The sequence below is a fragment of the Arthrobacter sp. AD-310 genome (genome assembly GCF_054656615.1).
In genome coordinates this window covers 1-25,064 of sequence record NZ_BAAHNO010000029.1, presented here as the reverse complement: position 1 = coordinate 25,064, position 25,064 = coordinate 1, and the positions used below count along the sequence as shown (strand labels likewise).

Annotated in this window: 23 protein-coding genes and 1 pseudogene; 17 read left to right on the top strand and 7 right to left on the bottom strand. The window is 65.6% G+C overall.

Translation table 11 applies throughout. The annotated features are described in order from the left end of the window. Positions 1–23: 23 nt before the first annotated feature. The 3 genes from ACYQ1Z_RS16330 to ACYQ1Z_RS16320 form a co-directional block, all read right to left on the bottom strand. Positions 24–1,166 carry an acetylxylan esterase gene (locus ACYQ1Z_RS16330; RefSeq protein ID WP_459793598.1) on the bottom strand — a complete coding sequence of 381 codons (1,143 nt, stop codon included), beginning with the start codon at positions 1,164–1,166 and terminating at the stop codon, positions 24–26. A gap of 77 nt (positions 1,167–1,243) precedes the next feature. Continuing rightward, positions 1,244–1,474, bottom strand: a complete 231-nt coding sequence (locus tag ACYQ1Z_RS16325) for a hypothetical protein (RefSeq protein ID WP_459793597.1) — start codon at positions 1,472–1,474, stop codon at positions 1,244–1,246. After that, the gene (locus ACYQ1Z_RS16320) at positions 1,474–1,737 is read right to left on the bottom strand and encodes a hypothetical protein (RefSeq protein ID WP_459793596.1); all 264 of its coding nucleotides are present in this window, start codon (positions 1,735–1,737) and stop codon (positions 1,474–1,476) included. Before ACYQ1Z_RS16320 ends, ACYQ1Z_RS16325 begins: the two co-directional genes overlap by 1 nt. Positions 1,738–2,082: 345 nt before the next feature. On the opposite strand from ACYQ1Z_RS16320, the gene ACYQ1Z_RS16315 reads away from it, so the two are divergent. The 3 genes from ACYQ1Z_RS16315 to ACYQ1Z_RS16305 all read left to right on the top strand — a co-directional run bounded on the left by ACYQ1Z_RS16315 (position 2,083) and on the right by ACYQ1Z_RS16305 (position 5,589). Next, positions 2,083–3,027, top strand: coding sequence for a carbohydrate ABC transporter permease (locus ACYQ1Z_RS16315; protein WP_459793595.1), 945 nt, complete (start codon positions 2,083–2,085; stop codon positions 3,025–3,027). Further along, positions 3,017–3,958 (top strand): carbohydrate ABC transporter permease, encoded by a 942-nt coding sequence (locus ACYQ1Z_RS16310; RefSeq protein ID WP_459793594.1) that lies wholly within the window; start codon positions 3,017–3,019, stop codon positions 3,956–3,958. Before ACYQ1Z_RS16315 ends, ACYQ1Z_RS16310 begins: the two co-directional genes overlap by 11 nt. A gap of 281 nt (positions 3,959–4,239) precedes the next feature. Next, positions 4,240–5,589 (top strand): ABC transporter substrate-binding protein, encoded by a 1,350-nt coding sequence (locus ACYQ1Z_RS16305; RefSeq protein ID WP_459793593.1) that lies wholly within the window; start codon positions 4,240–4,242, stop codon positions 5,587–5,589. A 179-nt stretch (positions 5,590–5,768) separates the two neighbouring features. On the opposite strand, the gene ACYQ1Z_RS16300 is transcribed toward ACYQ1Z_RS16305, so the two are convergent. Continuing rightward, positions 5,769–7,784, bottom strand: a complete 2,016-nt coding sequence (locus ACYQ1Z_RS16300; RefSeq protein ID WP_459793592.1) for a beta-galactosidase — start codon at positions 7,782–7,784, stop codon at positions 5,769–5,771. 170 nt (positions 7,785–7,954) lie between these two features. Here ACYQ1Z_RS16300 and ACYQ1Z_RS16295 point away from each other — a divergent pair, with 170 nt between their 5' ends. The 5 genes from ACYQ1Z_RS16295 (at position 7,955) to ACYQ1Z_RS16275 (ending at position 13,174) form a co-directional block, all read left to right on the top strand. Then, entirely contained in the window at positions 7,955–9,244 is a 1,290-nt protein-coding gene (locus ACYQ1Z_RS16295; protein ID WP_459793591.1) for an ABC transporter substrate-binding protein, read from the top strand. Positions 9,245–9,293: 49 nt separating this feature from the next. Then, a complete protein-coding gene (locus ACYQ1Z_RS16290) occupies positions 9,294–10,247 on the top strand; it encodes a carbohydrate ABC transporter permease (protein ID WP_459793590.1) in 954 nt (317 codons plus the stop codon). Next, entirely contained in the window at positions 10,244–11,161 is a 918-nt protein-coding gene (locus ACYQ1Z_RS16285; RefSeq protein WP_459793589.1) for a carbohydrate ABC transporter permease, read from the top strand. The genes ACYQ1Z_RS16290 and ACYQ1Z_RS16285 overlap by 4 nt, the downstream gene beginning before the upstream one ends. A 12-nt stretch (positions 11,162–11,173) precedes the next feature. After that, positions 11,174–11,803, top strand: a complete 630-nt coding sequence (locus tag ACYQ1Z_RS16280; RefSeq protein WP_459793588.1) for a Poxvirus protein I5 — start codon at positions 11,174–11,176, stop codon at positions 11,801–11,803. A 108-nt stretch (positions 11,804–11,911) separates the two neighbouring features. Beyond that, positions 11,912–13,174 (top strand): MFS transporter, encoded by a 1,263-nt coding sequence (locus tag ACYQ1Z_RS16275; RefSeq protein WP_459793587.1) that lies wholly within the window; start codon positions 11,912–11,914, stop codon positions 13,172–13,174. A 12-nt stretch (positions 13,175–13,186) separates the two neighbouring features. On the opposite strand, the gene ACYQ1Z_RS16270 is transcribed toward ACYQ1Z_RS16275, so the two are convergent. Both ACYQ1Z_RS16270 and ACYQ1Z_RS16265 read right to left on the bottom strand, forming a co-directional pair. After that, on the bottom strand, positions 13,187–14,407 hold the full coding sequence (locus tag ACYQ1Z_RS16270) for a Gfo/Idh/MocA family protein (protein ID WP_459793586.1): 1,221 nt from the start codon (positions 14,405–14,407) through the stop codon (positions 13,187–13,189). A gap of 246 nt (positions 14,408–14,653) precedes the next feature. Next, entirely contained in the window at positions 14,654–15,667 is a 1,014-nt protein-coding gene (locus ACYQ1Z_RS16265) for a LacI family DNA-binding transcriptional regulator (protein ID WP_459793585.1), read from the bottom strand. Positions 15,668–15,815: 148 nt separating this feature from the next. Here ACYQ1Z_RS16265 and ACYQ1Z_RS16260 point away from each other — a divergent pair. The 7 genes and pseudogenes from ACYQ1Z_RS16260 to ACYQ1Z_RS16230 all read left to right on the top strand — a co-directional run. Further along, positions 15,816–16,157, top strand: a pseudogene (locus ACYQ1Z_RS16260) (L-rhamnose mutarotase); the annotation flags it as partial. Positions 16,158–16,199: 42 nt separating this feature from the next. Then, positions 16,200–17,366 carry an L-rhamnose isomerase gene (gene rhaI / locus ACYQ1Z_RS16255; RefSeq protein WP_459793668.1) on the top strand — a complete coding sequence of 389 codons (1,167 nt, stop codon included), beginning with the start codon at positions 16,200–16,202 and terminating at the stop codon, positions 17,364–17,366. 6 nt (positions 17,367–17,372) lie between these two features. After that, entirely contained in the window at positions 17,373–19,409 is a 2,037-nt protein-coding gene (locus ACYQ1Z_RS16250; protein WP_459793584.1) for a bifunctional aldolase/short-chain dehydrogenase, read from the top strand. Continuing rightward, positions 19,406–20,935 (top strand): rhamnulokinase, encoded by a 1,530-nt coding sequence (locus ACYQ1Z_RS16245; protein WP_459793583.1) that lies wholly within the window; start codon positions 19,406–19,408, stop codon positions 20,933–20,935. Before ACYQ1Z_RS16250 ends, ACYQ1Z_RS16245 begins: the two co-directional genes overlap by 4 nt. A 166-nt stretch (positions 20,936–21,101) precedes the next feature. Next, the gene (locus tag ACYQ1Z_RS16240; protein ID WP_459793582.1) at positions 21,102–22,205 is read left to right on the top strand and encodes a 3-deoxy-7-phosphoheptulonate synthase; all 1,104 of its coding nucleotides are present in this window, start codon (positions 21,102–21,104) and stop codon (positions 22,203–22,205) included. Positions 22,206–22,363: 158 nt separating this feature from the next. Continuing rightward, on the top strand, positions 22,364–22,573 hold the full coding sequence (locus ACYQ1Z_RS16235; protein ID WP_459793581.1) for a helix-turn-helix domain-containing protein: 210 nt from the start codon (positions 22,364–22,366) through the stop codon (positions 22,571–22,573). Positions 22,574–22,765: 192 nt separating this feature from the next. Then, complete coding sequence (locus tag ACYQ1Z_RS16230; protein ID WP_003792170.1) at positions 22,766–22,864, top strand: 30S ribosomal protein bS22; 99 nt, start codon at positions 22,766–22,768, stop codon at positions 22,862–22,864. Positions 22,865–22,986: 122 nt separating this feature from the next. On the opposite strand, the gene ACYQ1Z_RS16225 is transcribed toward ACYQ1Z_RS16230, so the two are convergent. Continuing rightward, positions 22,987–23,805 carry an HAD family hydrolase gene (locus tag ACYQ1Z_RS16225; protein WP_459793580.1) on the bottom strand — a complete coding sequence of 273 codons (819 nt, stop codon included), beginning with the start codon at positions 23,803–23,805 and terminating at the stop codon, positions 22,987–22,989. 77 nt (positions 23,806–23,882) lie between these two features. Between ACYQ1Z_RS16225 and ACYQ1Z_RS16220 the strand changes: the two genes are divergently transcribed. Both ACYQ1Z_RS16220 and ACYQ1Z_RS16215 read left to right on the top strand, forming a co-directional pair. Beyond that, entirely contained in the window at positions 23,883–24,137 is a 255-nt protein-coding gene (locus ACYQ1Z_RS16220; protein ID WP_459793579.1) for a glutaredoxin family protein, read from the top strand. A 138-nt stretch (positions 24,138–24,275) separates the two neighbouring features. Next, entirely contained in the window at positions 24,276–24,980 is a 705-nt protein-coding gene (locus tag ACYQ1Z_RS16215) for a redox-sensing transcriptional repressor Rex (RefSeq protein ID WP_459793578.1), read from the top strand. The last annotated feature ends 84 nt before the right edge of the window (positions 24,981–25,064 follow it).

Genomic DNA, 25,064 nt, shown 5'->3' with positions numbered 1-25,064 from the left:
TCCTTGCAGGCTGGTGGTAGGGGTCAGAAAGCGGGATCCGGGGTTGGTTTCAAGGCTGATGCCAGGAAGGTGATTGCCTCGTCCTGCATCCCGGCGGTGAACACGTGGCCGCCGGGCCAGAAGCCGGCCGTGTACGTGGCGTCGGTGTGCAGTTCGTCCAGAACCTGGTGTGCTGCCCGCATCCCGTCTTCGGGGAACAGGGGGTCGGCGAGGGCGTACTGCACCAGGAAGGCGGCGTTTGAGCGGGTTGCCAGTTCGGGCCAGTCACCAAGTTTCCAAAGTCCGGGGGTCTGGAGCAGCCAGGAGTGGGCGTCCAGGTAGGCGGGGAGCAGGGAGTCGAAGGTGGTCATCATGCACGCGACCACGGCGGCGCGGATGTGCGTGCTGAGGGCCGCCAGCGCCAGGGACCTGCCGCCGCCGCCCGAGAACCCGATGCAGCCCAGCCGGTCCGGATCCACTCCAGGAAGCCCCGCAAGGATGTTGAGGGCCGCAAGGTCATCGTGGGCCACCATGCCGGCCAGGCTGGTGCCGAGCAGGCCCGCGGTCTTGGCCACAGTGTCCTCGTGGAAGCCGGCGGCGGCGTTGTAGTCCTCGGCTTCGGAAGGCACGACGCCGTCCTCCCGCCACTGCGCGCGCCGCGCCTCGAGCGCGGCGCCGGTGCGCCATGGGGGAGTGGAGAGGTCGAAGCGCCGGCTGCCCCACGCGAACGTATCGTGGGCCAGCACGGCAAAACCGTTGCGGGCCGTGGCGGTAGCCAGCGCCTGGCCATCGTAGTGGCCGGCCCGTGCCGCGGCGGCGGAAGGATGGGTGTCCGGAAGCTCCACCAGCCGGTCCGCGCCGCCGAACTTGTTGCCGCCGTGGCAGTGCAGGGCCAGTACCCCGGGCAAGGTGCCCGTTTCGCCGGCCGGCCGCACCAGCCAGGCCGTAGTCCTGGGCCCGAAGCCCAGCTGCCAGCTGAGCTGGGAGGTGGTGACGCCGTCGTGCGTTTCCTCCCACTGCACCGTCACCCGAGGTGAGCCGTGCACTGCCGGGACCCCGAGGGCGTCCGCGACTTCCTGGGATGCGGCGGTGGCGGCGGTGTAACGGGGATTATCGCGGACATAGGCAGGCCAGTCCTCGTAGCCTGCGATGGCGCTTGGCCGGGGACCGCTGGTTTCAGGTGCCACTGCCTGCCTCCTGTCTGCTGGTGTGGGGTTTTCAGAGTAGTCCGGCCGTGGTCAGGAGCGGCCGCGGCCGGAAGGGGTTAGCCCAGGTTCGAATTGACCTCGTTGATAACGCCCTTCGCGGCGTCCCGGGGTGAGACCTTTCCGAAGAGTACATCCGTGTTGTAACGGTTCAAAACTTCCATCGTGGATGAAGAACCTGCCGGGAACGGTTTGGGCGGCTGGATGTCCATTTCCGCGATCCTGTCCAGGTAGGCGGTTTCCTTCTGCTGGGTGTCCTTCAGCAGGGGAGTGATGCCTGCCTTCAGCATCAGCGGTGCGCCCAGGAACTGAACTCGGTGTTCTCACCCTGGACCTTGATGGTGGGGTTCGCCGCCTCGAAGTCCTTGATGACCTCCAGCGTTGTCTTGGCGCGGGAGTCGTTGCCCCACCAGGCGAAGCGGATGGTTACCGGGTCCTCAACCGTGCCCACCTTTCCGGGCTGCGGATTGCTCCCGCAGCCGGTAACGGCCGGCGCCAGGGATGCTGACGCCGCGGCCGCTCCCATGACTGACTTCTTGAGAGGAAACCTCATTGTCCCGCCCCTTCGGTGGTGCCCTACAGTTGAGTGATGCCCGTTGCAGAAAACGCTTTCTCAAAAATTAGCAAAGGGCTATACACGAGTCAAGAAACCGTTTACTTTGGTACGGAGCCGCTTTTTCGACAGCATTGCCGGCGGTGACCGAAGCCCGCGCAGCCACCACTCACGGTTGCTCCGGGAGCCGGCGCTCCGGCTGCCCCACCGTCGCCCCGGCGATGGCAAAAACGTGGAGGCCACGATGACCAAAGGAGACCACATGGCCGCAAAACTCATACCCAGGGCCCCGCGCCCGGCAGGAATACCAGCTGCACCCGGAGCGCAATGGACGGAGCACCTGCAGTGAGCGCCATCAGCGAACTAAGCTCGATCACCCGGCGGAAGGGCAAGGCCACCGCCGAGGAGAAGAAGGCCAACGGCCGCGACAACAAGGCCGCCTACATCTTCCTGCTGCCGTGGCTAGTTGGCCTCGTGGCCATCACCGTCGGGCCGATGCTGATGTCCCTCTATCTGTCCTTCACGGACTACAACCTCCTCCAGCCGCCGGAATGGACCGGCCTGGACAACTTCACCCGGATGCTCACCGACGCCCGGCTCCACAACTCGCTGGGCGTGACCTTTACGTACGTGTTCATCGGAGTCCCGCTGCAGCTGGCCGTGGCGCTGCTGATCGCACTGGTCCTGGACAAGGGCCTGCGCGGCCTGCCGTTCTACCGTTCGGTGTTCTACCTGCCGTCCCTGCTGGGCGGCTCCGTGGCCGTGGCCATCCTGTGGAAGCAGATCTTCGGCACCACCGGCCTGGTCAACCAGGTCCTGGCCATGTTCGGCATCCAGGGCCCGGGCTGGATCTCCGACCCCAGCACCGCGCTCGGGTCCATCATCCTGCTGCACGTGTGGACGTTCGGTGCCCCGATGATCATTTTCCTGGCCGGCCTGCGGCAAATTCCCACCATGTACTACGAGGCCGCCAAGGTGGACGGCGCCACCACGCTCCAGCAGTTCTGGCGCATCACGATGCCGATGCTGAGCCCGATCATCTTCTTCAACCTGGTGCTGCAGATCATTGGTTCGTTCCAGTCGTTCACGCAGGCGTTCATCGTCTCCGGCGGCAACGGCGGCCCTTCGGATTCCACCATGTTCTTCACCCTGTACCTCTACCAAAAGGGCTTCGGCCAGTTCGACATGGGCTACGCCTCCGCCATGGCCTGGTTCCTGCTGGTCATCATCGGCGCCTTCACCGCCATCAACTTCATCGCTTCTAAGTATTGGGTTTTCTATGACGACTAACCTGGAGACGCTGCCCGCCGCGGACAAGAAGTCCGCAGGAGCCGGCAAGCCTACGAACCACCGCAAGCCCCGCGAGTCCCGCGGCACCCTGGCCTTCAGCCGGGCCCAGCGGACCAAGTCGCTGATGAAGCACGGCATCCTGATCCTGGCCGGCGGCCTGATGATCTACCCCCTCCTGTGGATGGTGGTGTCGTCGCTGCGGCCCAACGAGCTGATCTTCCGTGAACCCGGCCTGTGGCTGAACAGCCTGGAAATGTCCAACTACACCGACGGCTGGTCCGCCCTGACCCACCCGTTCGGGCACTACATGATCAACTCGGCGATTGTGGTGATCGGCTCGATCCTGGGGAACCTGATCTCCTGTTCCATGGCCGCTTACGCCTTCGCCCGCCTGCAGTTCACGGGCAAGAAGCTGTTCTTTGGCATCATGCTGCTGACCATCATGCTGCCGTTCCACGTGGTCATCGTGCCGCAGTACATCCTGTTCTCGCAGATCGGCTGGGTGAACACCTTCTGGCCGCTGCTGGTGCCCAAACTGCTCGCCACGGACGCGTTCTTCGTCTTCCTGATGGTGCAGTTCATCCGCGGCATCCCCCGCGAGCTGGACGAGGCTGCCCGGATCGACGGTGCCGGCCACCCGCGCATCTTCCTGCGGGTGATCCTGCCGCTGATGGTCCCGGCCCTGGCCACCACCACCATCTTCACCTTCATCTGGACCTGGAACGACTTCTTCGGCGCCCTGATCTACCTCACGGACCCGGACATGTTCACCGTCCCCGTAGCCCTGCGCGCATTCGTGGACTCCCAGTCCGCCACCAGCTGGGGCTCGCTGTTCGCGATGTCCATCGTGTCCCTGCTGCCGGTCTTCCTGGTCTTCCTCTTCGGCCAGCGGTTCCTCATCAAGGGCATTGCCACCACCGGCATCAAGTAGGCCCCAGCCTGGCCCTCCCCGGCCGGAAACCTCCCCGCCCTGGAGCCTGCCCCGCCGGAAACCTGCTTCCGGACTGCAGTAATGGAACGGCCCGTCGCCTGCGGCGGGCCGTTCAGCTGTCCCCGGACTCCCCGAAACTTCCCCAAGAAACATCTTGTATTACAAGTCGCACACTTATAGCATTAGGTCTAGAAAGCGTTTTCCCGTCGAGCCCCTTCAGCCTGACGCCCCGCACCCCGATAAATCCCCAGCATCAAGATCGACGAAGATCGGAGCACGAAGTGCCGCTTTTCCCACGTTCTGCCTCAGCTGCCAAGCAGCCCGCCGAATCCTCCAAGTCAGCCCGGCGCATCCGCAAGACAGGCGTTGTCGCCGCGGCGGCCGCCGTCGTCATGGCCCTCAGCGCCTGCGGCGGCGGTTCCCCGCAAAGTGCCGACGGCACCGTTGAACTCCGGTTCTCCTGGTGGGGCGGCGACAAGCGCGCCCAGCTGACGCAGGAAGCGATCAAGCAGTTCGAGGCCGAGAACCCGAACATCAAGATCAAGCCGGAGTTCGGCGACTGGAGCGGCTACTGGGACAAGCTGGCTACGCAGGTTGCAGCGAACGATGCCCCGGACATCATCCAGATGGACGAAAAGTACATCACCGAATACTCCAGTCGCGGCGCCCTCCTGGACTTGTCCAAGTACGACATCGACACCTCAAAGCTCGATGAAGCGGCGCTGAACGCCGGCAAGGGCGAAGACGGGCTGACGGGCATCGCCGCGGGCATCAACGCGGCCACCATCCTCGCCAACCCCGCAGTGTTCGAAGCCGCCGGCGTTCCGCTGCCGGACGACACCACCTGGACGTGGGAAGACTTCGGACGCATCGCCGCCGAAATCACAGAAAAATCCCCGAAGGGCACCTACGGTGCCGCTGCCTATGGAACCGATGAGGCGTCCCTTGGTGTGTGGCTGCGGCAGAACGACAAGTCCCTGTACACCTCGGACGGAAAGCTGGGCTTCGAACCGGCCGACATCGCCGAGTGGTGGGCGTTCCTGAAGCAGCTCAGCGAGAAGAAGGCAGTGCCGTCCGCGTCCGAAGTGGTCGAAGCCGAGGCTGCATCCCTGGACCAGAGCGGGCTGGCGACCGGCAAGAACGCCATGGCTTTCTGGTGGTCCAACCAGGCGCCGGCGCTGGAGAAGGCCTCGGGCGGCGACCTAAAGATCCTTCGGTTCCCCACCAAGACCGGTTCGGCCGATGACGCCGGCCTTTGGTACAAGGCTTCCCAGTTCTGGTCTGCCTCTTCGCGGACCAAGCACCCGGAGGAAACGGCCAAGTTCATTAACTTCCTGGCGAACAACGTCAAGGCCGGCGAGACCCTCCTGGCCGACCGCGGTGTCTACCCGAATACCGAAATCCGTGCAGCGATTGAACCTAAGCTGACCCCGGCCGACGTCAAGGTGGTTAAGTTCATCGACCAGATCAAGGACGAACTCGGCGAGGCCCCGGCCGCTCCGCCGAAGGGCGCCGGCTCCATCCAGGAGATCATCAAGCGCTACACCTCGGAGGTCCTCTTCGAGCGGCTGTCGCCGGAAGAAGCCGGCAAGAAGGCGCATGACGAAATGAAGTCCGCCATCAGCAGCTAACCAGGTTTCACGCCGCCAACACGGCTCTGGACACCCGGAGGCCCTCCGAAATGGGGCACTTTGACACGGACTCGCCGGCCGCCGTCGTGATTTGCCCAGGGAATGCGTCCAAAGTGCCCCGGGACGGTTAAGGAGGCGGCGCCGTCGTACTTTCCGCGGCGGCGCCGCCACAGCCGGGCCTAGTTTTCGGCGATCACCGCGACGCTGCCCGCCTGCACAACGCCGCCAAAACGTTCGCCGGTCAGCAAGTCGGTCCCGGCCGCGTCCACAGAGGCGTCGGACGGTGTGTGGTTGATGGCGAACAGGAAGCTGCGCCCGTCGTCAGAGCGCCGGCGTACCACTTCGACGCCGGGATCGGCGGCGGCTGCCGGGGCCACTCCGGATTCGGCGAGGAGCCGATCGACGAGAGCTTCAATCCCTTCCCGGTCGGGGAACGTGGCGAGGTACCAGGCCGCTCCGCTGCCAACAGGCCGCCGGGTCAGGGCGGGCACGCCCTCCAGTGGGTATTCGGTGAAGGCCTGCACTGCTTCGGCTCCGGTCAGGTGCACGTGCTCGCTCCAGATCGACGAAACGGTGCCGTCACTGAGCTTCAGTTGGGTTCCGGCCAGCAGCGGGTGGAATTCCTCCACCCTGACGCCGAGCAGTTCGCGGAAAGCGCCGGGGTAGCCGCCCAGCCGGACATGGTCGTTTTCGTCGGTGATGCCGCTGAAGTAGCTGACGAGGACGGTAGCGCCGGCGGCAGCGGCCGCAGCGATGTTTGCGGCGTCGGCGTCCGTCACCGAGTACAGCGTGCAGACGAGCACCAGGTCATACCCCTCCAGCGGCGCCGACGGGTGCACCATGTCCACTGAAACGCCACGCAGGTACAGCGAGCGGTGGAAGGCGCGCAGCAGGTCCAGGTACTTCACGTCGATGCTGGGCTTCGAATCGATCTCGCTGGCCCACCACGCCTCGTAGTCAAATACGATGGCAGCCCGGGATTCCACCCGTGATCCGCGCACCGGTTCCAGGAGCTTCAGCGCGGCTCCGAGGCCCACCACCTCGCGCCAGACACGCGTCTCGCGCCCGCCGTGCGGGACCATGGCGGAGTGGAACTTCTCGGAGCCGGCGAAGCTTTGCCGCCATTGGAAGAACATCACGGCGTCCGCGCCGCGGCCCACGTGCGCCAGGGAGTTCCGCAGCATTTCGCCGGGCATCTTGGGCCGGTTGCGCGGCTGCCAGTTAACGGCCGACGTCGAATGTTCCATCAGGATCCACGGGTCCCCGCCCGCAATTCCCCGGGTGAGGTCCGCGCTGAAGGCGAGTTCCACGTTCCGTTCCGGGTCCACCGCCACCAGGTAGTGGTCGTTGGCGATAACGTCCAGGTCCCTGGCCCAGTCGAAGTAGTCCATGGACTTGGTGGCGCTGGAGGCCATCAGGTTGGTGGTGCACGGAACGTGGGGCGTCACCTCCCGGAGCACGGCCACGAGCTCACGGTAGTACTCCAGGAGCGCCGACGAGTTGAACCGCTGGAAGTCCAGCTGCTGGCCCGGGTTCAGGGTAGTGGGAGCGACGCCGGGCGGAAGGATCTCTTCGAATGACCCGTAGTTCTGGCTCCAGAAGGCGGTCCCCCAGGCGGCGTTCAGCGCGGCAATGGTTTCGTAGCGGCGCTCGAGCCATCCGCGGAACGCGGCGGCGTCTTCTTCGCCGTAGAACTCCGAGACGTGGCAGCCCAGTTCGTTGTCCACGTGCCAGAGGGCCAGCGCCGGGTGGTCCTTGTAGCGCTCCGCCAGTGTGCGGGTGATGCCCTTGGCGTACCGGCGGTACACGGCCGACGACGGCGTGTAGTGCCGCCGCGAGCCTGGTCCCAGCACGGTTCCGTCAGCCGTGACCGGAAGGATCTCCGGGTGTTTCCGGACCAGCCAGGCCGGGGGAGCGGCGGTGGCCGTGGCCAGGGCCACCTTGACGCCGATCCCGGCCAGGTTGTCCAGCACCTCGTCCAGCCAGCCAAAGTCGTACTGCCCCTCGGCGGGCTCCAGCAGGGCCCAGGAGAAGATCCCGACGCTAAGGAAGTTCACGCCGGCTTCCTGCATCAGCTCCAGGTCCTCGAACCGAACGCTGACGGGCCACTGCTCGGGGTTGTAATCGCCGCCGAAAGCGATGCCGTCAATGTTGTTCCAAACGCTGGCGGGGCCGGAAGCTGCCTGCAATGTCATGGGACTCCTATGTCTGCTGCTGTGATGGAACAGGTGGAACACCGGTTGGAAAACGCTTGCCCAACGACCTCAATGGCGCTATTGTATCGTTTCAGAAGCCGTGTAAGCCAACTCACTACTCGCGTTGTAGATGAGATCAGGGATTGCACACATTGAGCAAGGAGGCTCCCGTGATCAACAGAAGGCATTTCCTCACCACAGTTGCCGTCGGCACCGCATCTGCCGGCGTGCTGGCTGCCTGCGGCGCCGGGTCCAGCTCGTCGGGCGAGACCGGTTCCGCCGAGAATCCCGTCACCATCAACTACACCTGGTGGGGCAACGACGACCGTGCCGAGCGCACCCGCAAGGCCATCGCCCTTTTTGAGTCCAAGAACCCGGACATCAAGGTCAACGGCAACTTCACAGACTTCGCCGGCTACTGGCAGAAGCGCGCCACGGAAGCTGCCGGCGGCGGCCTGCCGGACGTCATGCAGTGGGACCTGTCCTACCTGCGCGACTACGGCCAGCGCAACCAGCTCCTGGACCTGGGCACCGTCAAGATCAACACCGACGCCTTCGAAAAATCCCTCCTGCCCTCCGGCCAGATCCGCGGCAAGACCTACGGCATTCCCACGAGCACCAACGCGTTCGCTGTCTACTATGACCCCGCCAAGCTCGCCTCGCTGGGCATCGCCGAACCGGACGGCACCTGGACGTACAAGGAGTACAACGAATTCCTTACCGAGGTTGGCACCAAGAGCAATGGTGCACTCTTCGGCGCCACGGACTACACGGGCGTCTGGTGGATGTTCAACATCTGGCTGCGCCAAAACAACATCCAGGCCTTCACCGAGGACGGCAAGCTCGGCTTTAGCAAGGACGACCTGAAGAAGTGGTGGAACCTCACCGCCGACCTGCGCGGCACCCCGGCCATTGTGTCTGAGGAGCGCGTTACCCAGCTGGCCCCGAAGTCACCGTTTGGCTCCAATGTCACCGCCTCGGAGGTCACGTGGGACAACTTCATGGCCGGCTACCTCGGCGACAGCGGCGCCAAGGAACTCAAGCTCGTTCCGGTTCCCTCCGACGACCCCGACAACCTGGGCCTCTTCCTCAAGCCCTCAATGCTGATGGTCGCCAGCGCCAAGACCAAGTTCAAGGACGCGGCAGCCCGCTTCATCGACTTCATGGTCAACGATCCCGAGGTGGGCCAGATCTTCAAGACGTCCCGCGGCGTCCCTGCGTCCAAGACCCAGCGTGACGGCACCACCTTCGAAGGCACCGACAAGATCGTGGTGGACTACGAGAAGTCCATCGAGCAGTACCTCAAGGACGCTCCCGAGCCGCCCATCGTCGGCTTCGGCACGCTGGAAGCCTCCTTCAAGCGCATCGCCTCGGACCTGAACTACGGCAAGCTGGACATCAACGCAGCCACCGACGCCTGGTTCAAGGAAGCCGAAGACCTTATCAAGCAGAACGCCTAATCAAGCACCCCGCCTCGATTAAGCCTTCACGACTGACGGAATTGAACTCGTGACTTCAAGCCCAACACTGAGCAGGCGTTCCGCGTCGTCGGCCCCGGCTCCGCTTCGCAAGTCGAAGCGGAGCGGGGCGGATGCCCGCGCCGGCTACACGTTCCTGCTGCCCTGGCTGCTCGGATTCATTGCCCTCACTGTCGGGCCCATGATTTCGTCGCTCTACCTGTCGTTCACCAACTACAACCTGTTCGAACCGCCCAAGTGGATCGGCTTCGACAACTACACCACTCTGTTCCAGGACGAGCGCTTCCTGCAGTCGGTAGGCGTGACTGTCAACTATGTCATTTTCGGTACCCCGTTGAAGCTGGCTGCGGCGTTGGCGGTGGCGATGCTGCTGAACAGCAAGCGCCGCGGCCAGGGCTTCTACCGGTCCGCGTTCTATGCACCATCCCTGATCGGCGCCTCGGTCTCCATCGCAATCGTTTGGAAGGCGATGTTCGGTGATTCCGGCCCTGTGGACCAGGGCTTGTCGTTCTTCGGGATCAACCTTGGCGGCTGGGTGGGCAACCCGGCGATGACCATGCCGATGTTCATCCTGCTGACTGTGTGGCAGTTCGGCGCGCCGATGGTGATCTTCCTTGCCGGGCTCAAGCAAATCCCGAACGAGCTCTACGAGGCGGCGTCGATGGACGGGGCCGGGCCGGTGCGGAAGTTTTTCAACATCACCTGGCCCATGCTCTCCCCGGTGATTTTCTTCAACCTGCTGATGGAAACCATCCACGCGTTCCAGATCTTCAACTCGGCCTACATCATTTCCAACGGTGAAGGCGGCCCCGCCGGCTCCACCCTCTTCTACACCCTGTACCTGTACCTGCGCGGTTTCAGTGATTTCCGGATGGGCTACGCCTCGGCGATGGCCTGGCTCCTCCTGATCGTGGTCGGCATCATCACACTGATCATCTTCCGCACGTCCAAGTCCTGGGTCCACTACAGCGGTGATTCACGATGACAACCATGGCAACCCCCACCCAGTCCAACCCGGACGCCGCCACCCCGGCCTACAACCCGAAGTCCGAATCCACGGGAGCCAAGCGCGCCAAGAGCGTGGCCTTCCACGCGGTGGCGCTTCTGGTTACCGCCATCGTGCTCTACCCCGGCCTGTGGATGATTGCCTCGGCGTTCAAGCCGAATTCGGAAATCGGCGGCGGAAACAGCTCGCTGTGGTCCGAGAACTTCAGCTTTAACAACTTCGTTACCGCCATGGAAGGCATCGGCGGCGTATCGACGATGCAGTTCTTCACCAACTCGCTGGTCCTGGCGATCGGTGCTGTTGTGGGCACCATCCTGTCCGCCAGCATCTCGGCGTACGCGTTTGCCCGGATCAAGTTCCCCGGCCGGGGCATCTTTTTCGGGATGATGATCGCCACGCTGCTGCTGCCCTTCCACGTGGTGATCATTCCGCAGTACATCATCTTCCAGCAGTTGGGCCTGGTGGACACCTACATCCCGTTGTTGATCGGTAAGTTCCTCGCCGCCGACGCGTTCTTTGTGTTCCTGATGGTCCAGTTCATGCGCGGCCTTCCGGCGGAGCTGGATGAGGCGGCCCGCATCGACGGCGCCGGGCATGCCCGGATCTTCGGATCCATCATGCTCCCGCTTATGAAACCGGCCCTGATCTCCACCTCGATCTTCTCCTTCATCTGGAGCTGGAACGACTTCCTCGGCCCCCTGCTCTACCTGAACACCCCGGAAAAGTACCCCTTGCCCCTGGCGCTGCGCCTTTTCCAGGACCAGACCCAGTCCTCCGATTACGGCGCCATGATCGCGATGTCCGTCCTGGCCCTGCTCCCGGTGCTGATCTTCTTCCTGATCTTCCAGCGCTACATCGTCGAAGGCGTCTCCACCCAGGGCCTCAAGGGCTAGGAAAAGAAGATAATGACCGTCATGGACAGCACCACACCCGCCTCCAACCACCACGAACCCATCCCGGTAAACCGCTTTGCGCTGTTCTCCGAGACCCTGCTGGCGGGGCTGCTGGTGCTGGTGCTGTCCCTGCCGCTGGTCACGATCCCCGCCGCCTACGCGGCGGGGATCACCCACCTGGAACGGCACCTTGCCGGCCGCGACGATTCCGTCCGCGGCCTGTGGGGGACGTTCAGGGCTGCCCTGCCCGGCAGCTGGAAGCTTGGCGCACTCACCGCGGCAGCCGCCGTCGTAATTGTCCTGAATCTCTTGCTGGCCTGGGCGGGCCAGCTGCCCGGCCGCGAGGTTGTCCTTCCGGCAACACTGCTCCTTGCCGGCTGCGGCGCCATCCTCCTGCTCCGCACCAGCGCGACATGGCCCGACGCCAACGCCGAACACGCCCAGCCGAAGGACGCCTGGCGCTCCGCCCTCGAGACCGGCAAAGCCCTGTCCCTCAAGGACTGGAGCGGCTCGCTCCTGCTCGCCGCCGCCCTCTTCGGCGCCGTCGTGTTCGTCTGGATGCTCGTGGCGCTCTTCGTTGTGGTTCCCGGCACCCTGATCCTCGCCGCAGCAGCCGTGAAACTGCGATCACACCGTGCCTGAACAAACTCCCGCCTGAACAAAACCCCGCGGCCTGACCCAACCCGTGCACCGCCAGCCCGGCGCCGCCCTTGACCTGCAGTTCCGCCCGCTATCGAGTTGAGTCCCGACGTGTCTTCCGAGCGCCCCCGTACAGACCAGTCCGTCCAGCCTCCCGAGACCCGGCCCCGCTGGTACCACCCCCTGACGCAATACAACTACCGCCTCTTCCTTGGCATGCAGCTGGCAGGGAGCGTGGGGGTATGGATGCAAAGGCTCGCGCAGGATTGGATGGTCCTGCAGCTCACGGGCAGCCCTGCCGCCGTGGGCATCGCCGTCGCCCTGCAGTTCCTGCCCATGCTGGTGGTGGGCCCGTTGTCCGGCCTGGTGGTGGATCTCTTCCCCAAGCGCCGGATCATGATGGTCTGCCAATCGGTCATCGTTCTCCTCGCCCTCGGGCTCGCTGCCTGGGTGGCGGGCGGGACCATCACGGTATGGGCCATCTACGCCAGCTGCGTGGCACTGGGCATCACGTCAGCCATCGACGGCCCCGCCCGCCAGGTCTTCGTCAATGAGGTGGTGGGAGATGCTGCTTTGCGCCCGGCAATCGGACTGAACAACGCGCTGGGCCAGCTTGGGGCGATGGCCGGCCCTGCCCTGAGCGGCGTGCTGATTGCCTCGGCCGGACCAGCTGCAGCGTTCGCGGCCAACGCGATGGTCGGCCTCCTCATGCTGGGGCTTATTGCAGGAATGCGGGCGCAGGAACTCCACCCCAGCGAGCCTGCTGAACGTGGCCGCGGCCAGTTGCTGGCGGGGTTCCGGTACGTCCGGGACAGGCCGCGGCTCCTGCTGATCATCCTGCTCGCCGGGCTCCTCGGCGCGTTTGGCATGAACGGACCCGTTGTCCTCGCGGCGTTCGCCGACCGCGTGTGGCACAACGGCGTGGAAGGCTTCGGCTTGTTCAACACCGTCAGCGCCTTGGGTGCACTGGCGGGTGCGCTGCTCGCCGCCCGGCTCCGGAACACGGGACGCAAGGGCATCGTGGCGGCGGGCGGGCTCTTCGGGCTCTCGCAGCTGGTGGCTGCGCTGATGCCCACCCTGGCGCTGTTTACGGCCATGCTTGTGGTGGTCGGGATCATGACCCTCCTGTTCCTCACCAGCGCCGCCACCGTGGTCCAGCTTGAGGCCGGCCCGGCCGTCCGCGGCCGGGTCATGGCGCTCTACCTGCCCCTGCTGCTCGGCGGGCACGCCCTGGGCGGCCTGCTCGCGGGGTGGCTGACCGAGCAGTTCGGGGTCCGGGCCGGCCTGGTGGTGACCGGCGGCCTGGGCATGCTCTCCGCAGTCGTCATTGGCCTCCTGCTGTGGCGGCACGGCCGGCGACCGGGTCCCCGCTAATGTCCGGGGCCGTCAGGAAGCAGGAAGCGTGAACACCGTGGGGGACTGACCCGCCCAGGGAAGCCCCAGTTCGCTGAACGTGGCGTGCTCGCGGCCCGCGCGTTCCAGCGCGTCCTCGATGTCCACGACGACGGCGTGGGCTGCTTCGCCCTCTCCTTCCCACCGGACGAAGGAGGCGCCGATGGGGGCGGGCGCCGGGGCGGTGCGGATGGCTTCGAGTACCAGCATGAAGGCCCCGCTGTCTGCCAGGGAACTGAGCAGGGGCGCGCCGCCGTTCCGGTGGGCCAGGAGGTTCTCGGTGAGGTCGTCGCGGCGGTACGTTTCCTCGCTGCGGCCGGCGGAGGTCGCCACGGTAAGCCGGTCCTCGGTGTAGTGGAACACGGCCGTTCCGGCCGAGCCCTGGAGGGTCACGTACGGTTCGACGGATTCGGTGGCGCAAATGGTGAGGGCGCACGTGATGGGCAGGCCGGCGATGGTGCGGATGCGGATGACCGAGGTGTCGTCCGATTCAATGCCGTTGGCGCGGTACAGCTCCGTCTCGATTGAGGCGACATCCGCCGTCGTGCGGGCGCCGGCGATCCGCAGGGCAGTGGCCACGGCGTGCGCCAGGGGATTGGTGGCCACGCCGTCCACAACATCCACGCCGTTGATGCTGCGCTTGCCGGCCCAGCGCGAGCGCTTGTAGTACGCCTTGTCGCGGACCCAGCGGCCGGTGGCGGAGATCCCCTGCAGGCTGCCGATGGTCCCGGCGGCCAGCAGTTCCTCGATGGCCTTGAGGGCGTGCGAGCCCAGGCTTTGGAACCCGACCTGGACGCTGCGGCCGGCCGCGTCCGCGGCGCTGCGAAGCCTGTCGTAGTCCGCCAGCGATGCCACCGGCGGCTTTTCCAGGTAGAGGTCGGCGTCCGTGGCGAGGGCGGCGAGTGCCAGCGGGGCGTGGGTCTGGATGGGGGTGGCGACGATGATGACATCCAGTGCCGGCGTGGCCGCGAGCAGCTCTTCCAGCCCCGCATAAACGGCGGCTGACGGCGGCGCGGAGCCCGGTGCCGGAGGCTGCGGGTCCGCCACGGCCACGAGTTCGACGGCGTCCGCTGCCTGGAGTCGCTCGAGGTTGCGCAGGTGGTGGGTGCCGAACCCGTGCACACCGACCAGGGCAACGAGGGCGGCGCCTTCCTTGTCCCCGCCCTCCCTGGCGGTTGTGGGGCGCGGGACTCCGGTACCGGCTGTCGTTCCCATCGTTCTCCTTCTGCCCTTGGGCGCGAGTTCTGCTCGCGCTGCACCGATGTCGGGCAAGCGCTTTCCGGATCCAAGTGTGCCCCATGGCCGGGCAGGCGGTCCAGTCTTTTGTAACGGTTCAGCTTTTGTAGCGCTTGTAGAGCGTGCGGGTACGTCCCTCCGGATTCCAGCCCCATGCGCTACCGCTTTTGGTTGGTGGAACCCGGGCAGGCTCAGGGGCTAATTGCAGCGCGGGGGAGGGGTGGCTTAGGCGGTCGCGGTGCTCTGGCGCACCACCAGTTCGGGGGTGAAGACCACGGAGCGGTGCGTGGCATTCTGCGATTCCACCTCTTCTGACAGCAGTTCGATGGCGGTCCGCCCCAGAGCCTCGGTGGGCTGCCGGATGGAGGAAAGGGGGACGACGGCGGACACGGCGAAGTCGATGTCGTCGTAGCCGATCAGCGCGACATCCTCGGGGATCCGGAACGTGTGGGTCATGGTCAGCGACTGCATGACGCCCAGGGCGAGGAGGTCGTTCGCGCAGAAGATGCCGTCCGGCAGCTCCTCGCGGCCCCGCTCCACCAGCGTGTTGCCCACGCTGCGGCCGGACAGGACTGTCATCCCGTCGGATTCCAGCACCTCCAGGGTGGCGTCCGGCTCCTCCTTCACTGCGCGCTGCGCGCCCTGCAGGCGGTCCGTGACCTGGCGGATGTCGGTGGGCCCGCCCACAAAAGCCAGCCGACGGCGGCCCGTGTCCAGCAGGTGCCGCGCAGCAAGGTACCCGCCGGCGTCGTCGTCGACCGCGACGGAACTGAACTTCGACTCGTCGGCCAGCCGGTCAACCAGGACGGTGGGGACGCCGCGCTCGCGCAGGAGATCCAGCCGCTCCGTCACATCGCCCACCGGTGAAATCAGCAGGCCCTGGACACGCTGCTCCTGGAAGAGGTCGATGTAGTTGGCCTCCCGGCCGGCGTCGTGGCCGCTGTCGCCCACAAGTACTGCGCTGCCCTGCAGTGCCGCGGCGTCCTCGGCGGCACGGACCACCGAAGTGAAGAAGGGGTTGCCCACATCCAGGACGATCAGGCCAACCGTGCGGCTGTGCCCGGCCCGTAGCTGGCGCGCGGCGTCATTCCGGACGAAGCCGAGTTCGTCGATGGCCTTCAGTACGCGCTCGCGGGTGCGCTGGGATACCCGGTCCGGGTAGTTCAGCACGTTTGAGACGGTGCCTACGGCCACGCTGGCATGCGTGGCGACGTCCTTGATGCTGGCTGAGCGGTTCATGATTCTCCGTGCTGGTGGTCCGAATGCGCTGCGTTCCACCACAGGCTGGACCGCTGGGTGGAGATGCTTGACACCTACTGCCATCAAGAGTACTTTGAATCGTAATAATGAAACGATTCAAAGATCCGCGGGTTCAGGAGAAATCCATATGAGGGTGTGCTTCCGCTCTTCGATCCAGCCGGAGCTGATCGACGAATACAAGCGGCGCCACGCCGCCGTCTGGCCGGAGATGCTCCGGGCCCTCAAGGATGCAGGCTGGAACAACTACTCCTTGTTCCTGGGTCCGGACGGACTCCTGGTGGGCTATGTGGAGTGCGACGACTTCGACGCGGCCCGGGCACGCATGGCACTCACCGACGTCAACGCCCGCTGGCAGGCGGAAATGGCGACGTTGTTTGAAAACTCCGGCCAGGCGCCCGATGAAGGGTTCCAGGTCCTGGAGGAAGTCTTCAACCTTGACAGCCAGCTCGCGGACGCGGAGCGGGGCGGCACCAATCAGACCACAGCAGGACAAGACACTGGAAAGAACATCATGAACGACGTAGCAACGGCGCTGGGCAGGCTCGAAGAGCTTGCCATCGAGGTCCCTTCGTGGGCCTATGGAAATTCAGGCACGCGGTTCAAGGTGTTCGGCACCCCGGGCACGCCGCGGACCGTGCAGGAGAAGCTGGCCGACGCCGCGAAGGTCCACGAACTGACCGGCCTGGCGCCAACGGTGGCGCTGCACATCCCGTGGGACAAGGTGGAGGACTACTCCGCCCTGAAGGATTACGCCGCGGGGCTGGGTGTTGGCCTGGGCACCATCAACTCCAACACCTTCCAGGATGACGAGTACAAGTTCGGCTCCCTGACGTCCTCCAACGAGGCTGTCCGCCGCCGCGCCATTGACCACCACCTGGACTGCATCCGGATCATGCACGCCACCGGCTCGCGCGACCTGAAGATCTGGCTGGCGGACGGCACCAACTATCCGGGCCAGGATGATCTCCGCGGCCGGCAGGACCGGCTGGCCGAGTCGCTGCAGGAGATCTACGCCGCCCTGGGTGATGAGCAGCGGCTGGTGCTGGAGTACAAGTTCTTCGAACCGGCTTTCTACCACACCGATGTTCCGGACTGGGGCACCTCCTACGCCCAGACCCTGGCCCTCGGAGAGAAGGCGTTCGTCTGCCTGGACACCGGCCACCACGCCCCGGGCACCAACATCGAGTTCATCGTGATGCAGCTGCTGCGGCTGGGCAAGCTGGGCTCCTTTGACTTCAACTCCCGCTTCTACGCCGATGACGACCTGATCGTGGGTGCCGCGGATCCGTTCCAGCTCTTCCGCATCATGCACGAGGTCATCCGCGGCGGCGGCTTCGGCAAGGACTCCGGCGTTGCCCTGATGCTGGACCAGTGCCACAACCTGGAAGAGAAGATCCCGGGCCAGATCCGCTCCGTCCTGAACGTCCAGGAGATGACCGCCCGGGCCCTGCTCGTGGACACCGCTGCCCTGAGCGAGGCACAGCGCGCCGGGGACGTGCTGGCCGCGAACAGCATTTTCAACGACGCGTTCTACACCGACGTCCGCCCGGTCCTGGCCGAGTGGCGTGAATCCCGGGGCCTGCCCGCTGACCCGATCGCTGCCTACAAGGCCAGCGGCTACCAGAAGAAGATCAATGAGGACCGCGTGGGCGGCCAGCAAGCCGGATGGGGCGCCTGAAAAGTTATGACGAACAAGACTGTTGAAGACCTGATTATCCGTTCGAACCGCCTGGGCGCGGACAAGCGGAACACCAACTACGCCGGCGGCAACACCTCCGCGAAGGGCACCGAAAAGGACCCGGTGACGGGCGAAGACGTCCAGCTGCTGTGGGTCAAGGGCTCGGGCGGGGACCTGGGCACGCTGAAGGAGCAGAACCTTGCGGTGCTGCGCCTGGACCGGCTGAACGCACTGAAGAACGTCTACCCCGGTGTTGAGCGTGAAGACGAGATGGTGGCCGCGTTTGACTACTGCCTGCACGGCAAGGGCGGCGCAGCCCCCTCGATCGACACCGCCATGCACGGCCTGGTGGACGCCGCGCATGTGGACCACCTGCACCCGGACTCGGGCATCGCCATTGCGACGGCGGTGGACGGCGAGGCGCTGACCACCAAGATCTTCGGCAACAAGGTGGTCTGGGTTCCCTGGCGCCGTCCCGGGTTCCAGCTCGGCCTGGACATCGCCGCGATCAAGGATGCCAACCCGCAGGCAGTCGGCACCATCCTGGGCGGGCACGGCATCACCGCCTGGGGCGCCACCAGCGAAGAAGCAGAGCAGAACTCGCTGTGGATCATCGACCAGGCCGAAAAGTACATCGCCGAGAACGGCAAGGCCGAACCCTTCGGGCCCAAGCTGGCTGGCTACGGCGCGCTTCCGGAGGCCGAGCGCCGGGCCAAGGCCGCTGCCCTGGCGCCCGTGATCCGCGGCCTGGCCTCCACCGACAGGCCGCAGCTGGGGCACTTCAGTGATGACGCCGTCGTCCTTGACTTCCTCGAAGCCGCCGAGCACCCGCGGCTGGGTGCGCTGGGCACGTCCTGCCCGGACCATTTCCTGCGCACCAAGGTCAAGCCCCTGATCCTGGACCTGCCCGCCGACGCGTCGATCGAGGACTCGATCGCACGGCTGACAGAACTCCATGCGGACTACCGCGAGGACTACCAGGCCTACTACGACCGCCACAAGGACGAGGACAGCCCGGCGTTGCGCGGCGCGGACCCGGCGATCGTGCTGGTTCCCGGCGTGGGCATGTTCTCCTTCGGCAAGGACAAGCAGACCGCCCGGGTGGCCGGTGAGTTCTACATCAACGCCATCAATGTGATGCGCGGCGCCGAGGCGATCTCCACCTACGCCCCGATCGAGGAATCCGAGAAGTTCCGGATCGAATACTGGGCCCTGGAGGAAGCCAAGCTCGCCCGGATGCCCAAGCCCAAGTCCCACGCCGCCCGTATCGCGCTGGTGACCGGTGCCGCGTCCGGCATCGGCAAGGCCATCGCCACCCGCCTCGCGACTGAAGGCGCCTGCGTGGTCATCGCGGACCTGAACCTGGAGAACGCGCAGAAGGTTGCCGAGGAACTCGGCGGTTCCGACGTCGCCGTCGGCGTCCAAGCTGACGTCACCGACGAGGCCCAGGTCGCGGCAGCGATCGACGCCGCGGTCCTGGCGTTCGGCGGCGTGGACCTGGTGGTCAACAACGCCGGCTTATCGATTTCCAAGCCGCTGCTGGAAACCACCGAGAAGGACTGGGACCTACAGCACAACGTGATGGCCAAGGGCTCGTTCCTGGTGGCCAAGGCCGCCGCGAAGGTCATGATCGCCCAGGGCCTGGGCGGGGACATCATCTACATCTCCTCCAAAAACTCCGTGTTCGCCGGCCCCAACAACATCGCCTACTCCGCCACCAAGGCAGACCAGGCCCACCAGGTCCGCCTGCTCGCGGCCGAACTGGGCGAGCACGGCATCCGCGTCAACGGCATCAACCCCGACGGCGTGGTCCGCGGCTCCGGGATCTTCGCCGGTGGCTGGGGCGCCAAGCGCGCCGCGGTCTACGGCGTGGACGAGGAGAAACTGGGCGAGTACTACGCCCAGCGCACCCTGCTCAAGCGCGAAGTCCTGCCCGAGCACGTGGCCAACGCCGCCGCCGTCCTCACCAGCAACGAACTGTCCCACACCACCGGCCTCCACATCCCCGTGGACGCCGGAGTCGCGGCAGCCTTCCTCCGGTGAGCACGCATGTTTCCGGTGAAGACACTGCCGGCGTGTTCGCCGGCAGTGTCTTCGCCGCTGTCGATATTGGTGCCTCCTCCGGCCGCGTCATCCTTGGCCGCGTCACCAGTGACGATGTGCAACTCGAAGTGGTCCACCGCTTCCCCAACGGTGTTGTAGAGATCGACGGCGGCCTCCGCTGGGACTTCGACGCCCTCTTCGCGGAAGTCCTTGGCGGGCTAGCGGCGGCGGCAGCAACGGCGGCCGCAAACGGTGAACGCATAGCCAGTATCGGCATCGATACCTGGGCGGTGGATTACGGCCTGGTGGACGCCGGCGGGAACCTGGCGGCGCAGCCGTTCAGCTACCGCGACGACCGCAGCCGTGCCGCCGTCGAACCTGTCCACCGGAAGCTGGACCCTGCGCGGCTGTATGCGACCACGGGGCTGCAGTTCCTGCAGTTCAACACCATCTACCAGCTCGCCACCGAGCCGGACCTGGACGGGCTGCAGGCGCTGCTCATCCCGGACCTGATCGCGTTCCTGCTAACCGGCGTCCGCCGAACCGAGGCCACCAACGCCTCCACCACCGGACTGTTCGATGCCGTCGCGGGGGAGTGGGCCACCGGGTTCCTCACCGCGTTGGGCCTGCGGAAGGACCTGTTCCCGCCGCTCATCCAGCCCGGCGAGTCCTACGGCACGCTCCTGCCGGGCATCGCGGAGCAGGTTGGCCTGCCTCAGGACACGAAGGTCGTGGCCGTGGGCTCCCATGACACCGCCTCCGCCGTCGCCGCCGTCCCCGCGACAGCAGACGTCGGCGGGGAGGACTTCGCCTACATCTCCTCCGGCACGTGGTCCCTGGTGGGGCTCGAACTCCAGCACCCGGTGCTGACCCAGGCCAGCCGCGAAGCGAACTTCACCAATGAACGCGGCGTGGACAACACCATCCGCTACCTGCGCAACATGGGCGGGTTGTGGCTTCTGAGCGAATGCCAGCGCACGTGGGCAGCCGAAGGTTTCCAACCCGAGCTGCCGGCACTGCTGCAGGCCGCTGCGTCCCTGCCGGCCGGCGGGCCCCAAATCAACGCGGACGACCCCTGCTTCATCGCCCCGGACAACATGCCCGAACGCATCCGTGCAGCCGTCCGGCACACCGGGGACGTCCTGCCGGACGATCCGGCCGCCATCACCCGGTGCATCATGGACAGCCTCGCCGCCGGTTACGCCAAAACCATCAGGGCTGCCGAGCAGCTGGCGGACCGGTCCGTGAAAGTGGTGCACGTGGTGGGCGGCGGTTCGCAGAACCAGCTGCTCTGCCAGCTCACCGCCGACGCCACGGGCCTCCCGGTCATCGCGGGACCCGTCGAAGCGACGGCGCTTGGCAACATCCTGGTCCAGGCACGCGCGGCGGGGTCCATCAATGGCGGCCTCGCACAGCTCCGTGCCCTGGTGGTGCTGGGCCATGACCTGCAGGAGTTTGCGCCGCTATCTGCTGGGGCGGGATTTGGTGTGCGCCGCGAAGCGGGTTATGGTCTTTCCCATGACTAACCGTTGGTATGCGTATTTTTCGTTGGCTCTGGAGGGGCCCGCGTCTAACTGACACGCATCCAACTTTCCTTCAGAGCCAACAGGGCAGAGATGATTCTCTGCCCTTCGCCGTTTCTCCGGCGGGTTCTGAACTGGGCCCGCTTCCCATCTGGAACAGGACCCGAACATGAGCACCGCAACAGCATCAGCAGCAAAATCCACCTCGAACCTGCGCGTCAGCGAATTCACCGCGCTGCCCACTCCTTCCGAACTCATCGCCGAACTGCCGCTTGACGCGAAGGTGGCGGACGTCGTCGAACGCGGACGCGATGAAGTCCGCGCCATTATGGACGGGGTGGACGACCGCCTGCTGGTTATCGTGGGCCCGTGCTCGATCCACGATCCCAATGCCGGGCTGGAATACGCGCGACGGCTGGTCAGCCAGGCGGAGAAGCACAAGGAAGACCTGCTGATCGTGATGCGGACCTACTTCGAAAAGCCCCGCACCACCGTCGGTTGGAAGGGCCTGATCAACGATCCCCGGCTGGACGGCAGCCACGACATGGTCACCGGCCTGCGGACCGCCCGGCATTTCCTGCAGCAGGTCACCGCGCTGGGGCTTCCCGCCGCCACCGAGTTCCTGGAGCCGATCAGTCCGCAGTACATGGCGGACCTCATCTCCTGGGGCGCCATCGGGGCCCGCACCACGGAGAGCCAGATCCACCGCCAGCTCGCGTCCGGCCTCTCCATGCCCATCGGCTTCAAGAACGGGACCGACGGCGACCTGCAGGTGGCCATTGACGCATGCGGAGCGTCCGCGGCGGCACAGGCGTTCCTGGGCATTGACGGCGACGGCCGGGCGGCCCTGGTGTCCACCGCCGGCAACCCGGACACCCATGTCATCCTCCGCGGCGGCCGCAAGGGCCCCAACTACTCGGCGGCCGACGTTGAAGCCGCTTCCGCCAAGCTCGCCGGCAAGAGCCTGAACCCGCGCCTGATCGTGGACGCCAGCCACGCCAACAGCGGCAAGAGCCACCACCGCCAGGCCGAGGTGGCGTTGGAAATCGGAGCCCAGCTTGAAAACGGGGGAGCCTCCGCCCAGGCGATCGCCGGCGTCATGCTGGAAAGCTTCCTCGTGGGCGGGGCGCAGAACCTGGACGTCGCGGAGCACGCCGCCGGCCGGGACCAGCTGGTTTACGGTCAAAGCGTGACGGACGCCTGCATGGACTGGGATGTTTCGGTGTCCGTGCTGGACCAGCTCGCCGCCTCGGCCCGCAAGCGCCGGGGGTAGGGTCGGGGCCGAAATAGGGGAGCATACTACTTTCACATCTGCCACAGGAACATCTACAGTATCTAGGTAGGTGGTTGGTGGATGGCTCAGCATCGGAACACCGCATTGGCATGAACCTGGGGTGACTGTTGTCCGTCCGTCAGCAAAGGAATAGGGAAATGTCGGATCAGAACTTCTCCAACGCGAAGTTCCTCACTGTGGCTGAAGTAGCCCAGGTCATGCGCGTCTCCAAGATGACCGTGTACCGGCTGGTTCACTCCGGCGAGATGCCCGCTGTGCGGTTTGGCCGCTCCTACCGGGTCCCGGAAGCTGCCGTGGAGCAGTACCTCAAAGGTGCCGTTGTGGAAGGCCGCACCGAGACCGCCTGACCCGTTTCCCGTCTGCAGCGGCCGTATTTTGGCCGGTCGGAGCTCCGCGGTCAGTAGCCGCCTCCCGGAGGCGGTACCCTGTTAAGGAACGTTTTACGTCATTGTAAGAATCTGTCAGTTGTTCAGTTCGTAGCTTCGTCCACGAACCAATTCCAGCAGACAGGTACTGCATCTAGTTTGTAAGGAACTTTCGTGGGTTCAGTTATCAAGAAGCGTCGCAAGCGTATGGCCAAGAAGAAGCACCGCAAGCTGCTTCGCAAGACCCGTCACCAGCGCCGCAACAAGAAGTAGGAATACTTCGCACAGCGTGGAAATGCCCGCCGCCTCCTTGAGGCTGCGGGCATTTTCGTTCCCAGCCCAACCAGGTAGCAGTAATTGTCGTTTTGGCGCCCCAAAACGACAGTTACTGCTACCTAGACGCGGGGGCCGCGGATCCTGGCAAAGCCCTTCCACAGGCCGTAGACAGCGCCGCCCATGGTGGCAGCCTTGAGCCCGAGCGTTGCAGCGCGGCGGCCGGCACGGAAGTCGTAGACCGGCCAGTTGTGGTCGCGGGCGTGGCGGCGGAGCCGGGCGTCAGGGTTGATGGCCACCGGGTGGCCCACCAGGCTCAGCAGCGGGATGTCGTTATAGGAGTCGCTGTAGGCCCAGCAGCGTTTGAGGTCCAGGTCCTGTTCGTCTGCGATGGCCCGGACGGCAACGGCCTTCGCGGAGCCGTGCAGGATGTCGCCCACCAGCCGGCCCGTGTAGATGCCTTCGGCGATTTCCCCCACCGTTCCCAGCGCGCCGGTCAGGCCCAGGCGGGTGGAAATAACCGTGGCCACCTCGATGGGGGTGGCCGTGACCAGCCAGACCCGGCGTCCCACGCGCAAGTGCTGCTCGGCCAGGGCCTTGGCCCCGGGCCAGATCCGTGACGCGATCATTTCGTCGTACACTTCTTCGCCCAGCGCCTTGATGTCATCAACAGTGATGCCCGCAGCCAGGGTGAGGGCCGAATCCCGGATAGCGTGGACGTCGTCGATGTTCTCGCCCCGTGCCAGGAACTTGAACTGCTTCCAGGCGAAGCCGGCGGCCTGGGGAATGGTGAAGGCGCCGCGCTGGTGCATCTTCCGCGCCACATGGAACAGGCTGGCACCGCGCATAAGGGTATTGTCCACATCGAAGAACGCCGCCTCGGCCGGCTGCGGCGCAGCAACCGGCTTGGTGACTACGGCGACGTACTTCTCCTCGGGCATGGACTTGAGTCTAGTCAATTGCGTGCCCGGAAACCGTCGGCGTGCCCGGCACTGGCGAACGGGGCTACGGTTAACCCATGGCCACACCCCGCGTCGTCCTCCTCACCAAGACCAACTGCCACCTTTGCGAAGAGGCCCGCGACGCCGTCGGGCGGGTCACTGCCGCACTGGGCCTTGAGTGGACGGAAGAGTTGGTGGACAACCAGCCTGACCTGCGCGAACGCTACGCAGAAGAGATCCCGGTGGTGCTGGTGGACGGCATCCAGCGCGATTTCTGGAAGATCGACGAGGCCCGGCTGGAACGTACGCTGCAGCGCGCCATGGCGCAGTAGCACCGGTCAGTAGCACGGGCAGTAGCACTACAGGTTGCGGCGGCTAAAGGAGCGTTCGGAGTTTGACGGCACTGGCTTTGTTGGCACCGGCGGAAGGGCCCTAGAGTGGAGTCACAACGCGACTCAAGGGAGGGGCTGGTGACTTCGCTGGACTCAACCCACCAGGCTGTCCCGGATCTTCCCGCGGCTCCGGGCACCCCTGCCAAACAGATTCCGCCCGCAGCGGTGGCCCGGCTGACCCTCTACCTGCGTGCCCTGAACACCCTGCTGGCCGACGGCGTGGAGCGCGTCTCCTCGGAATCGCTGGCGGAAGCGTCCGGCGTCAGTTCGTCCACCCTCCGCAAGGACCTCTCCCACGTCGGCTCCTACGGCACCCGCGGGGTCGGCTACGAGGTCCAGTACCTCAGCCGCCACATCGCGGCGGCGCTGGGACTGACGCACGACTGGAAGGTCGCGATCGTCGGTGCCGGAAACCTGGGCAAGGCGCTGGCGCGGTACGGCGGCTTCGAATCCCGCGGCTTCGACGTCGTGGCCATCTTTGACGCCGACCAGATGGTGGTGGGGAATGAAGTCGGCTGGCTGCGGGTCAGCGACGTGGCGGACCTGGAAACCGTGCTCCACCGGACCGGCGCCAACATGGTGGTGCTGGCACTGCCGGCAGCCGTGGCCCAGGACGTGTGCGACAGGGTGGTTGCAGCCGGCGTGCACAGTGTCCTCAGCTTCGCGCCCGTCATGCTCCAGGTCCCGGAGGGCGTCAACCTCCGCAAGGTGGACATGGCCACCGAACTGCAGATCCTCGCTTACCACGCCCAGAGGGCGCAGGCCCCGGGACAGACCGCGTAACGGCGGCGCCGCTGCACCTGCGCGGATCCGCAGCGCCGGAATCCTGGCTTTAAACAACAGTGGGGGGGGGGGGGGGGGGGGGGG

Coding starts and splice junctions, on each gene's coding strand:
- ACYQ1Z_RS16280 (WP_459793588.1), top strand. CDS start 11,174: ATGACCGTCATGGACAGCACCACACCCGCCTCCAACCACCACGAACCC.
- ACYQ1Z_RS16250 (WP_459793584.1), top strand. CDS start 17,373: ATGACGAACAAGACTGTTGAAGACCTGATTATCCGTTCGAACCGCCTG.
- ACYQ1Z_RS16220 (WP_459793579.1), top strand. CDS start 23,883: ATGGCCACACCCCGCGTCGTCCTCCTCACCAAGACCAACTGCCACCTT.
- ACYQ1Z_RS16300 (WP_459793592.1), bottom strand. CDS start 7,784: ATGACATTGCAGGCAGCTTCCGGCCCCGCCAGCGTTTGGAACAACATT.
- ACYQ1Z_RS16270 (WP_459793586.1), bottom strand. CDS start 14,407: ATGGGAACGACAGCCGGTACCGGAGTCCCGCGCCCCACAACCGCCAGG.
- ACYQ1Z_RS16240 (WP_459793582.1), top strand. CDS start 21,102: ATGAGCACCGCAACAGCATCAGCAGCAAAATCCACCTCGAACCTGCGC.
- rhaI (WP_459793668.1), top strand. CDS start 16,200: ATGAACGACGTAGCAACGGCGCTGGGCAGGCTCGAAGAGCTTGCCATC.
- ACYQ1Z_RS16320 (WP_459793596.1), bottom strand. CDS start 1,737: ATGAGGTTTCCTCTCAAGAAGTCAGTCATGGGAGCGGCCGCGGCGTCA.
- ACYQ1Z_RS16325 (WP_459793597.1), bottom strand. CDS start 1,474: ATGCTGAAGGCAGGCATCACTCCCCTGCTGAAGGACACCCAGCAGAAG.
- ACYQ1Z_RS16310 (WP_459793594.1), top strand. CDS start 3,017: ATGACGACTAACCTGGAGACGCTGCCCGCCGCGGACAAGAAGTCCGCA.
- ACYQ1Z_RS16265 (WP_459793585.1), bottom strand. CDS start 15,667: ATGAACCGCTCAGCCAGCATCAAGGACGTCGCCACGCATGCCAGCGTG.
- ACYQ1Z_RS16285 (WP_459793589.1), top strand. CDS start 10,244: ATGACAACCATGGCAACCCCCACCCAGTCCAACCCGGACGCCGCCACC.
- ACYQ1Z_RS16235 (WP_459793581.1), top strand. CDS start 22,364: ATGTCGGATCAGAACTTCTCCAACGCGAAGTTCCTCACTGTGGCTGAA.
- ACYQ1Z_RS16225 (WP_459793580.1), bottom strand. CDS start 23,805: ATGCCCGAGGAGAAGTACGTCGCCGTAGTCACCAAGCCGGTTGCTGCG.